General features: G+C 58.9%; 10 protein-coding genes. 1 reads left to right on the top strand and 9 read right to left on the bottom strand.

The genetic code is table 11. From position 1 onward, the window contains the following. Positions 1–97 precede the first annotated feature (97 nt). The 9 genes from msrQ to mrcB all read right to left on the bottom strand — a co-directional run bounded on the left by msrQ (position 98) and on the right by mrcB (position 9,916). Entirely contained in the window at positions 98–718 is a 621-nt protein-coding gene (gene msrQ, locus ACZRMO_RS22240; RefSeq protein ID WP_463974225.1) for a protein-methionine-sulfoxide reductase heme-binding subunit MsrQ, read from the bottom strand. Further along, the gene (gene msrP, locus ACZRMO_RS22235; RefSeq protein ID WP_463974224.1) at positions 718–1,731 is read right to left on the bottom strand and encodes a protein-methionine-sulfoxide reductase catalytic subunit MsrP; all 1,014 of its coding nucleotides are present in this window, start codon (positions 1,729–1,731) and stop codon (positions 718–720) included. Before msrP ends, msrQ begins: the two co-directional genes overlap by 1 nt. Positions 1,732–1,794: 63 nt before the next feature. Continuing rightward, positions 1,795–2,652: a CDP-diacylglycerol--serine O-phosphatidyltransferase gene (gene pssA / locus ACZRMO_RS22230; protein WP_124527730.1), complete on the bottom strand. Its 858-nt coding sequence runs from the start codon at positions 2,650–2,652 to the stop codon at positions 1,795–1,797. Positions 2,653–2,797: 145 nt separating this feature from the next. Beyond that, positions 2,798–3,814: a ketol-acid reductoisomerase gene (gene ilvC, locus ACZRMO_RS22225; protein ID WP_099584822.1), complete on the bottom strand. Its 1,017-nt coding sequence runs from the start codon at positions 3,812–3,814 to the stop codon at positions 2,798–2,800. Positions 3,815–3,861: 47 nt separating this feature from the next. After that, positions 3,862–4,353, bottom strand: a complete 492-nt coding sequence (ilvN, locus tag ACZRMO_RS22220; RefSeq protein ID WP_003176102.1) for an acetolactate synthase small subunit — start codon at positions 4,351–4,353, stop codon at positions 3,862–3,864. Positions 4,354–4,355: 2 nt separating this feature from the next. Continuing rightward, the gene (locus ACZRMO_RS22215) at positions 4,356–6,080 is read right to left on the bottom strand and encodes an acetolactate synthase 3 large subunit (protein ID WP_124527731.1); all 1,725 of its coding nucleotides are present in this window, start codon (positions 6,078–6,080) and stop codon (positions 4,356–4,358) included. A 431-nt stretch (positions 6,081–6,511) separates the two neighbouring features. Beyond that, positions 6,512–6,841 (bottom strand): YqcC family protein, encoded by a 330-nt coding sequence (locus ACZRMO_RS22210; RefSeq protein WP_124527732.1) that lies wholly within the window; start codon positions 6,839–6,841, stop codon positions 6,512–6,514. Continuing rightward, positions 6,841–7,575, bottom strand: a complete 735-nt coding sequence (locus ACZRMO_RS22205; protein WP_463974223.1) for a tetratricopeptide repeat protein — start codon at positions 7,573–7,575, stop codon at positions 6,841–6,843. Before ACZRMO_RS22205 ends, ACZRMO_RS22210 begins: the two co-directional genes overlap by 1 nt. 16 nt (positions 7,576–7,591) lie before the next feature. Further along, positions 7,592–9,916 carry a penicillin-binding protein 1B gene (gene mrcB / locus ACZRMO_RS22200; protein WP_026136436.1) on the bottom strand — a complete coding sequence of 775 codons (2,325 nt, stop codon included), beginning with the start codon at positions 9,914–9,916 and terminating at the stop codon, positions 7,592–7,594. A 118-nt stretch (positions 9,917–10,034) separates the two neighbouring features. Between mrcB and ACZRMO_RS22195 the strand changes: the two genes are divergently transcribed. Continuing rightward, positions 10,035–11,591, top strand: a complete 1,557-nt coding sequence (locus ACZRMO_RS22195) for a bifunctional aminoglycoside phosphotransferase/ATP-binding protein (RefSeq protein ID WP_463974222.1) — start codon at positions 10,035–10,037, stop codon at positions 11,589–11,591. The last annotated feature ends 21 nt before the right edge of the window (positions 11,592–11,612 follow it).

Below are 11,612 nucleotides of genomic sequence, written 5' to 3'. Positions count from 1 at the left end.
ACCTACATAACTCATTGTTTACCAAGGAGTTTTCCGTTTCGACTGCGCCGGAAGTGGGGCGAATTATAGACATCTGAAATCTGCCGTCAACCGTTAATTACGCTTTTGTTGCAGAAGGTGCTTTTTTAGCAATAAGACGTGGTATTCGGCGCATCACTGGCGGAATCCGCAAGACCAAAAGCAGCGCACCTATAGAAGCATAGACAACCCACTCCTTCAGATCGGCTCGCACGATCCACAACATATGCAGCAAGCCCAGCCCGAGAATCACATAAACCAGACGATGCAATTTCTTCCACCGGCTGCCCAAACGTCGCTGGCTATAGCGATTTGAAGTCACCGCCAACACCAAAAGCGACAAGAAGCCCAACGCACCCACAATAATGTAAGGCCGCTTGCGCAGCTCAACCCCCAGCTGCGACCAATCAAGCCCAAGGACAAACACGCAATAAGCCACCAAATGCAGCACTACATAAGCAAAGCACCACAAGCCCAGCTGCCGGCGCACAGCTATCCACCCTGCCCAACCGCTGAGTTTCTGCAGCGGCGTCATTCCAAGGGTAATCAGCAATAGGATCAACGTCCCGAGACCCAGTCGATCCACCAGCACTTTGCCTGGATCGGGCCCGAGAACAGAGCTCCACGCTTCGTATAGCCAGAATAGCGGCCACACTGCCGCCGCGATAAAGACGCCGAGGCGCCAGATCGGATAGCGCATCAGTAGTTCTTCCGCAAATCTAGACCGGTATAAAGAGAGGCAACTTCATCCGAGTAGCCATTGAACATCTGCGTCTCACGCACATTGGGACTGAACAGGCCACTCGGCAGGCGCCGCTCACGCGCCTGCGTCCAGCGCGGATGATCAACCGTGGGGTTCACGTTCGCGTAGAACCCATATTCATCCGCCGCAATGCTCTGCCAGGTGGTTTTCGGCTGTTCACTGACCAGGCTGATGCGCACGATGGACTTCACGCTTTTAAAGCCGTACTTCCACGGCACCACCAAACGCAACGGTGCACCGTTCTGGTTAGGCAATTCACGCCCGTACATACCAACGGCAAGAATCGCCAAAGGGTTCATCGCCTCATCCAGGCGTAACCCTTCTATATAAGGCCAGTCGATCAGACCAAAGCTTGAACGCTGGCCCGGCATGCTCTTCGGATCCTGGAGCGTTTCAAACCGAATGTACTTGGCCTTCGAGGTCGGCTCGACCTGCTTGAGCAAAGCCGAGATAGGGAAGCCAATCCAGGGGATGACCATCGACCAGGCCTCGACACAGCGCAAACGGTAGATCCGCTCTTCCAACTGATAAGGTTTCATGAAGTCTTCCAGGGCATAGCGCCCCGGCTTCGCAACCTCACCATCAATCACAACACTCCACGGCTCGGTCTTGAGCGAACCCGCATTCGTCGCCGGATCGCCTTTGCCGGTACCGAACTCATAGAAGTTGTTGTAGTGGGTTGCATCCTTGAAGGGCGTTATTGCTTCGTCTTTTACCGTCACCGCCTGCCATCGGGTGTCAGGCAGTTTCTCGGCAAACCAACTCGGTGCCTTGCCCGGTTCAACATCGACGTAACGCGAAGCATCATCCGCACTGGCCCAACGCGGCAAGCTGCTGGCAGCGATACCGGCAAGCGCACCACCGAGCAAGCTGCGGCGAGAGAAATAGAAGGATTCAGGCGTGACATCCGATTCGTGGCAATCGGACGCTTTTGGCAATTTGATTAACATGGCAACTCCGCAGCATTGGAGAACTGATGCACCAATAGACTGCGGAGTATGGGGGAAATTACATTAAGGCAATGTTTTGTCCCGACGCAGATGCAACAAGTACTGAACCGGGCCCGAAGCGGCGTAGACCAGGAACGCCAGCAGCAGAATCCGCGGCGGATCACTGAAGACCACTGCAAACACCAGCACAACGGCCAGGATTGCCACAAAAGGCACGCGCCCCTTGAGGTCCAGCTCCTTGAAGCTGTTGTACTTGATATTGCTGACCATCAACATGCCGGCCGCCGCAACCATCAAGGCCACCAGGAACGACATCTTCGAACCCTGGATGCCATAGTCACTGAACGCCCAGACGATCCCCGCCACCACACCCGCAGCAGCAGGGCTGGCCAGACCGATGAAGTAACGCTTGTCAGCGGTCCCCACCTGGGTATTGAAACGCGCCAGACGCAAAGCCGCCCCCGCAACATAGATAAAGGCGACCATCCAGCCGACCTTGCCCATATCACCCAGCGCCCAGGCAAATGCCAGCAACGCAGGCGCAACACCAAAGGCAACCATGTCCGACAGCGAGTCGTACTCTGCACCGAATGCACTTTGGGTATTGGTCATGCGCGCTACACGCCCATCAAGGCCGTCGAGCACCATGGCAACAAAGATTGCGATGGCAGCAAAACCGAAATATTTGCTGGCACTGACTGCATCACCCGCCGCCAGCGCACTTTGGGCGCTCATGGAGTTGATGATGGAATAGAACCCGGCAAACAGGTTCGCCGTGGTGAACAGGTTGGGCAGCAGATAGATGCCACGATGCCGGACCTTGCGGCCTTCCGCGTCATGCCCTTCTTCGACATGCTCATCGATCGGTAGCAGGCTTTCGGCGTCAGAAGCCTGGTTTGGCTCTTCGGGACGTTCGCTCATGGACTTTACCTTGCAACGGTGTGAAAAAAATTCGACTGATACTTGCGGCGAGTGTTCGCCCGCAAACGATGCAGCTTTATACCAGAACCTGCTCCCCAAACGAAAAAACGCGGCCTAAGCCGCGTTTTCCCTTGATGCGTGCGACTTAGTTTTTGGCTTTGTCGACGATCTTGTTGGCACCGATCCACGGCATCATGGAGCGCAGTTGCTCGCCGATGACTTCGATACCGTGAGCGGCGTTGTTACGACGCTTGGCGGTCATCGAAGGGTAGCCGGTAGCGCCTTCGGTGATGAACATTTTGGCGTATTCGCCGTCCTGAATACGTTTCAGGGCGTTGCGCATTGCCTGACGGGACTCGGCGTTGATCACTTCCGGGCCAGTCACGTACTCGCCGTATTCGGCGTTGTTGGAGATCGAGTAGTTCATGTTGGCGATACCGCCTTCGTACATGAGGTCAACGATCAGCTTCAGTTCGTGCAGGCATTCGAAGTAGGCCATTTCTGGCGCGTAGCCAGCTTCAACCAGGGTTTCGAAGCCGGCTTTGACCAGCTCAACGGTACCGCCGCACAGAACGGCTTGTTCGCCGAACAGGTCGGTTTCAGTCTCGTCCTTGAAGGTGGTTTCGATGATGCCGGTACGACCACCACCAACGCCAGCAGCGTAGGACAGCGCAACGTTCTTGGCGTTGCCCGAAGCGTCCTGGTAGATGGCGATCAGGTCAGGGATACCGCCGCCTTTGACGAACTCGGAACGCACGGTGTGGCCCGGTGCTTTCGGCGCGATCATGATCACGTCGAGGTCAGCGCGCGGCACAACCTGGTTGTAGTGGATCGCGAAGCCGTGGGAGAAGGCCAGGGTGGCGCCCTTCTTGATGTTCGGCTCGATTTCGTTCTTGTACAGCGCGGACTGGAACTCGTCCGGGGTCAGGATCATGACCAGGTCGGCAGCCGCAACAGCGGAAGCAACGTCAGTCACTTTCAGGCCGTGGGCTTCAGCCTTGGCAACAGTGGCCGAGCCTTTGCGCAGGCCAACGGTCACGTCAACGCCGGAGTCTTTCAGGTTGCACGCTTGAGCGTGGCCCTGGGAGCCGTAGCCGATGATGGCGACTTTCTTGCCCTGGATGATCGACAGGTCACAATCTTTTTCGTAATAAACTTTCATGAGGTTCCTCTATATATCCAGGCCGTAAGGCCATTCACTAATTTGGGTTAGATGCTGAGTACTTTGTCGCCACGGGCAATCCCGGTGACACCACTGCGTACCGTTTCCAGAATCGAGGCCGTCCCGATCGACTGGATGAAGCTGTCCAGCTTGTCGCTTGTACCGGTCAGTTGAACGGTATAAACGCTGGCGCTCACATCGACGATCTGCCCGCGATAAATATCGGTAGTGCGCTTGATCTCGGCACGTTGGGCACCCGTGGCCTTGACTTTAACCAGCATCAGCTCGCGCTCAATGTGGGCACTTTCCGACAGGTCGACCAGCTTGACCACTTCGATCAGCTTGTTGAGGTTCTTGGTGATCTGCTCGATCACCTCATCGTGGCCCACGGTGGTCAACGTCAGGCGCGACAGGGTCGGGTCTTCGGTCGGGGCCACGGTGAGGCTTTCGATGTTGTAGTTGCGTTGCGAAAACAGACCGACAACACGAGACAGAGCGCCGGGTTCGTTCTCCAGAAGCAGGGAGATAATATGCCGCATGATTAAGTACGCTCCGTCTTGTTCAGCCACATGTCGCGCATAGAGCCGTCTTTGATCTGCATCGGGTAGACGTGCTCGCTGGTATCCACCTTGATATCGATGAACACCAGGCGGTCCTTCATGGCGAACGCCTCTTCCATCTTCGGCTTCAGATCTTTCAGATCGGTGATGCGAATGCCGACGTGGCCATAGGCTTCAACCAATTTGACGAAATCTGGCAGCGACTCCATATAGGAGTGGGAGTGACGGCTGTTGTAGCTCATGTCCTGCCACTGGCGAACCATGCCCAGTACGCCGTTGTTCAGGCAGACGATCTTCACCGGAAGGCCGTACTGCAAGCAGGTCGACAGTTCCTGGATATTCATCTGGATGCTGCCTTCACCGGTGACACAGGCAACGTCAGTGTCCGGGAAGCTCAGCTTCACACCCATGGCCGCCGGGAAACCAAAGCCCATCGTGCCCAGGCCACCGGAGTTGATCCAGCGGTTTGGCTTGTCGAACTTGTAGTACTGCGCGGCGAACATCTGGTGCTGGCCCACGTCGGAGGTCACAAAGGCGTCGCCCTTGGTCACTTCGCACAGGGTTTCGATCACGGTTTGTGGCTTGATGACGCTGCCGTCGCCCTTGTCGTAAGGGAACAGGCCGCGGTCACCGCGCCATTCGTCGATCTGCTTCCACCAGCTGGCAACGGATTCCTTGTTCGGCGTCTCGCCGATGTCCTTCAGTGCAGCGACCATTTCGGTCAGCACACTTTCCACAGGACCTACGATAGGCACGTCAGCCTTGATGGTCTTGGAGATGGACGCCGGGTCGATGTCGATGTGGATGATCTTGGCATTCGGGCAGAACTTGCTCGGGCCGTTGATCACGCGGTCATCGAACCGTGCACCGACTGCCAGGATCACGTCAGCGTGGTGCATGGTCAGGTTGGCGGTATAACTGCCGTGCATACCCAGCATGCCGACGAACTGACGGTCGGTGCCCGGGTATGCGCCAAGGCCCATCAGGGTGTTGGTCACTGGCAAGTTGAGCAACTTGGCCAGTTCGGTCAACGGTGCGGAACCGCCACCCAGAATCACGCCACCGCCCGAGTACAGCACAGGGCGCTTGGCCGCCAGGAGCATTTCTGCAGCCTTGCGGATTTGCCCCGAGTGCCCACGAACGGCCGGGCTGTAGGAACGCAGCTTGGCTTTCTTCGGGAAAACGTATTCGAATTTTTCCGCTGGGTTGGTCATGTCCTTAGGGATATCGACCACCACTGGGCCCGGGCGACCGGACTGCGCGAGGTAGAACGCCTTTTTCATGACTTCCGGGATTTCCGAGGCATGCTTGATCATGAAGCTGTGTTTCACGATCGGCCGGGAGATACCGATCATGTCGGTTTCCTGGAATGCGTCGGTACCCACCATGGTGCTTGGCACCTGGCCGGAAATGATCACCATCGGGATGGAGTCCATATACGCAGTCGCGATGCCAGTAATGGCATTGGTTGCGCCTGGGCCGGACGTTACCAGTACCACACCGGCTTTACCGGTGGCACGGGCATAACCGTCAGCCATATGGGTCGCGGCCTGTTCGTGGCGAACCAGGATGTGATTAACAGCCGGTTCCTTGAACAGCGCGTCGTAGACATGCAGCAGAGCACCACCTGGGTACCCGTAGATATAGTCGACGCCTTCGTCACGCAAAAAGCGGACGAGCATCTCACCACCAGATAAAAGCTCCACGTTGTTCACCTCTAAAACGCCAGAATACCGTCCGTTGAAAACCGACGGGTCTTAATAGGTTTACTTCTCAACAGAGCATGAGCGACGGTGGTCGCCGACTACGTCAGCACTGACTGAGCAAGTATTGGGATCGTCCCAAGTGTTGCGGGCTTTTCCCACCCAGCGCGAGGTAACGCGTTGCGGGTGTAACAGGTCGGCGCGGATGTGCGCCTCATGATCTGCTGAGCGGGCCTGCTTCTGGCAGTCCCGATACAGCGGACTTTGGATTCTTCTGTTTCAGGCCGTTCAAGTCAAGCAATAATTGCGCTTTTTTCCAACTAAGCGCATGAGAACGCAGAAGAAAGGGCTTTGAGGAGGGATAAAACTCGCCTGAATGTCGTCAAGCGGTAGAAATGTGCGCAAGACTGCCGGAAAACCCGGCAGTCAGGCAATTAACGAGCGTCGACGATCAATTGATCGAACTTTTTCAGCGCGTTACGCAAGCCAAGGCTCTCTCGCGGGCGGTCGGCATAGACCATTTCCGCCATCTCCAAGATGCCCGACGCATTCGGCAACGGCAGATCCTGTTCGAGGATCTGCTTCATGCGCGCCAGGAAGATCCATTGCAACCACTGGTGAAAGTCCAGGGTATCGACCGAAAAGGGCTCGACGCTGCTAAGGGCCTCGACGCCGGGGGATACCTCGTCCCACCAGCCCTGCACGCGCAATTCGCGTTCAATCAGCAACAATTGCTCGGCAATCGCAGGAAAACGTACATCCATCAGTAGGTAACCTTGCCTTTTTGCCGTGCCTGAGCGGCACCTGCGGCATCGCCTTGGGCGGCACGCGCATCACCGATCAGTGCCCAGAGGTTGGCTTGCAGGTCGGGACGACCGTTGGCCAGCGTCAGGCCGCGACGGGCGAACTGTTCGGCTTGCGGCGCATCACCCTGGGCCATGCGCACCTGGGCCAGGCGATACAACACTTGCGGCTCACGAGGAGCAACACGCTGGGCGCGCTCCAGACTTGACGACGCACCGTTCAGGTCGCCACCAGCCTGCTGTTGCTGGGCAGTGGTCAGTAGCGCCAATACCGGACCGTCCAGTTGCTCGTCAGCCGACAGGCCACCGGAATTGGAGGACGACGGAATGCCGCTCGGCGTCGATGGCATGTTGTAAGTGCCCTGGTTGATCGGCGCCGTTTGAATCGGCGTGGCATCGATCGGACCGGACGTACTTGGCCCCGGCGTCCACGGCTCGGCGCTGATCGGCGCGGCGGCAGCAGCACCGCCACCCGGCACCATCACCACCACGCCCGAATCCTGCGGCACTGCCTGAGGGCGGGCCTGAGCAGGACGATTCGTCACGGTCTGCCGGAAGCCGCCATTGGCCGAGATACGGTCGTTGTTGGACACCGCAGTGCTCGAATCCACCACAGGGATGGAACCGCGCTGCACGCTGGAGCAACCACCGAGCAAAGCCAGAGTTGTAATAGCTGGAAACAACCACTTGTTCACGTGAAACCCTCTTTGCTTAATTCATCCAGCCCTTGACCCAATCCATCACCGAATCCGCATCAGCAGGGGCACTGCCACCGCACGCGGCGCCGGGTGGTGGCTCGCTGCCGCGAATATACGGCATCTGTACCGCGCCCGGGCAGTTGGCATCGGAGCCCTGTCCCGTGTGCGGATCAATCCAGGCCTGCACGATGTTGTCAGGCTGCGGCATGTTCAGCGGCAGCGGGTCGGCCTTGCGCATGAAACTGGTCCAGACCTGCAGCGCACCGGTCGCCCCGGTGAACGGGGTCTTGCCGTTGTCATCACGGCCCATCCACACCACCGCCAGCACATCCTGGCCGAAGCCGGCGAACCAACTGTCGCGCGAGTCGTTACTGGTACCGGTCTTGCCCGCCAGTGTCAGGTTCGATGGCAGCACCTTATAGACCGAGGCACCGGTGCCTTCACGCATCACACGCTGCATGGCGTTCTGGATCAGGTAGATGGAGCCTGCATCGAAACGCTGCTGAATCTGGAACGGATAACGCTTGAGCGGCTCACCTTCGGCGGTCAGCACGCTACGAATCCCACGCATCGGCGTATTGAAACCACCGTTGGCCAGGGTCTGGTACATGGTCGCGACTTCCATCGGCGTCATCGCGCCGGCCCCCAGCAGGATCGACGGGAAAGCAGGGAATTCACGGGTGATGCCCAGGCGAGCCAGGGTTTTCAACACATTCGGCACGCCCACTTCCAGCCCGAGGCGCGAGGTGGAGATGTTGTAGGAATGCGCCAGCCCCTGATACAGGAACACCGTACCGTGGGAACGACGGTCGAAGTTCTGCGGTGTCCACACTTGGCCATCGCCACCTTTGACCGACAGCGGATCATCCGACAGCCAACTGGTCAGGGTGTATTTGCTCGGTTTTTCCAGCGCCGTCAGGTAGACCGCGGGCTTGACCAGCGAGCCAATCGGCCGCACCGCGTCCAGTGCACGGTTGAAGCCGGCAAAACTGGCCTGGCGACTGCCGACCATTGCCTGGACCTCACCGGTCTCCGGGTTGGTCACAACCATGGCCGCTTCGACTTCATCCGCGCCTTTACGACCCGTCATGCGTTTGAAGGTGTCGTTGACCGACGCTTCGGCTTTCATCTGCAGGATCGGATCGAAACTGGTGAAGATCCGCAGGCCTTCTTCGGTCAAGTCTTCGTCGCGGTAGTCTTCGCGCAGTTGGCGCTTGACCAGGTCGATAAAGCCCGGGAACGAACTGTCGGCCAGTTTGCCGCGCGTGGTGACGCCCAGCGGCATCTTCTTCGCCGCCGCCACTTGCTCAGCGGTGGCAACGCCCTGCTGTTCCAGCACATCCAGCACCAGATTGCGGCGCTCCAGCGCACGCTCCGGGTTGCGACGCGGGTTGTAGTAGGACGGGCCCTTGACCATGCCCACCAGCAACGCGACCTGATGCAACTTGAGTTCGGACAGCGGCTGGCCAAAGAAGAACTGGCTGGCCAAGCCGAAACCGTGCACCGCACGCTGGCCGTCCTGGCCGACGAAGACCTCATTGAGGTACGCCTCGAGGATCTCCTGCTTGCTGTAGTGCAGCTCCAGCAGCATCGCCATCATGGCTTCGGTGAGCTTGCGGGTCAGGCTGCGCTCGTTGGTCAGGTAGAAGTTCTTGACCAATTGTTGCGTCAGCGTGCTGCCGCCCTGAGTCATCTTGCCGCCGGAGGTGTTCACCCAGACGGCGCGGGCAATCGACTTCGGCGAGACGCCCCAGTGGCTGTAGAAATCGCGGTCCTCTACGGCGACGAGGGTTTCGAGCAGGTAAGGAGGCACCTGATCGAGCTTGATCAGGATGCGATCTTCAAGGTTCTTCGGGTAAATACCGCCGATCATCAGCGGTTCCAGGCGCACCACCGGCAGCTTCGAGCCGTTGAGGGACGCCAGCTCAGCCACGTAGTCGCCGGAGAAACGCACACGCACCGGCTGGGCTTTTTCCAGGCCTTCATAGAACTGGAAGCCACGGGTGTTCAAATCAACGGTATTGCCGCTGACCGCCGCTGCGCCAGGCCCGTTGCTCACAGGCTCGCGGCGATAGCCCAGCGCGTCGAGCTCGGTGAGGAAGTCATCCTTGCTCAGCTTCTGGCCAGTGAACAATTCCAGCGGGCGTGCATACACCTTGGCCGGAATGGTCCAGCGCTTGCCGGAGAACTTCTCCTGCACCACGGCGTCGAGGTACACCGCAAAGCCGGCAAGTACCACAAGGCCCACCAGGCTGAGCTTGAGCGCCCAGCCCAGCCACGGGCGCAGGCCGCGGGAAGGAGGTTTTTTACGGGAACGGGGAGATCGGGTTCGAGTCATGGCGGCGGATTATACGCACTTTGTTGATGTTCAACATGAGCCGGACAGCGGTTTGCATGGCAGGCGTCAGCAGCCATAATGCCCGCCATGATTTCCCCCAGTCTTTGAAGGATCGCCCGTGAGCCAGTCCCTGATCGCAGCCCTGCAAAACCCGGCTTTGTACCCTCATCCGGTTGAAGCGTTCCAAGTTATCGAGACCCACATTTCCTGGGTCGTGCTCACCGGTCCTTACGCCTACAAGCTGAAGAAGCCGATGAACTTCGGTTTCCTGGACTTCACGTCCCTGGAGGATCGCGGCCACTTCTGCCGCGAAGAGCTGCGTCTCAACGCGCGCCTGACCGAAGATTTGTATCTTGAAGTGTTGCCGATCACCGGCACTGCCGAAGCCCCGCAACTGGGAGGCGAAGGCCCGGCCATCGAGTACGCGCTGAAAATGCGCCAGTTCCCGCAAAGCCAGTTGCTCAGCACCCTGCAAGCCAACGGCGAACTGACCGCCGCGCACATCGATGAGATGGCCAGGCAGATCGCGCATTTCCACCTCACGGCGCCGAAAGTCCCGCAAGACCACCCGGCAGGCACTCCAGATGAACTGATGGCGCCGGTTCGCCAGAACTTCGACCAGATCCGCCCGTTCCTCAGCGACAAGGCGGACCTGACGCAACTGGACGCTCTGCAAGCCTGGGCCGAAAGCAGCTTCGAACGCCTCAAGCCGCTGTTTGCCCAGCGCAAGCTGGAAGGTTTCACCCGTGAATGCCACGGCGACATCCACCTGGGTAACGCCACCCTGATCGATGGCCAGGTCGTGATCTTCGACTGCATCGAGTTCAACGAACCCTTCCGTTTCACCGACGTTTACGCCGACACCGGCTTCCTGGCGATGGACCTGGAAGACCGTGGCCTCAAATCCCTGGCGCGCCGTTTCATCAGCCAGTACCTGGAGCTGACGGGCGACTACCAAGGCCTGGAAGTCCTGAACTTCTATAAAGCCTACCGCGCCCTGGTACGCGCCAAGATCGCGCTGTTCAGCATGCCCGGCGACGCGAGCCCAGTGCAACGCGCCACCAGCCTGCGCCAATACCGCAACTACGCCAACCTGGCGGAAAGCTACAGCACCATCCCATCGCGCTTCCTGGCGATCACCCACGGTGTTTCTGCCGTCGGCAAAAGCCAGGTGTCCATGCGCCTGGTAGAAGCACTGGGTGCCGTGCGCCTGCGTTCGGATGTGGAGCGCAAGCGCCTGTTCGGCGAGCAGCAGATCGAAAACACGCCACAGGCTGGCATCTATGCGGCCGACGCCAGCGCCGCGACTTACGCGCGCTTGAATGAGCTTGCCGCGACCGTGCTGCGCGCCGGCTTCCCAGTCGTGCTGGACGCCACTTTCCTGAAGCGCGCCCAACGCGAAGCCGCCGCCAAGGTTGCCGAAGCCACCGGCGCGCCCTTCCTGATCCTGGATTGCAACGCACCACGCGCCGTTATCGAGAGCTGGTTGGCACAACGTCAAGCGGATAAAAACGACCCTTCCGACGCCACATTGGCAGTTATCGACGAACAGGAGGCTAATCGCGACCCGCTGACCGCCGAGGAACTGCTCCTGAGCAAGCGCGTCGAGACCAACGAAAGCGGAACGTTGGACGCCTTGGTGGCGCACATCCGCCAGCGCCTGCCAGGCCTGTAAGAAATAATTCTTGGCCGTGTC

The sequence above is a fragment of the Pseudomonas sp. B611 genome (genome assembly GCF_055407965.1).
The sequence above is the reverse complement of the archived record's forward strand: the minus strand, read 5'-3'. Positions and strand labels throughout refer to the sequence as shown.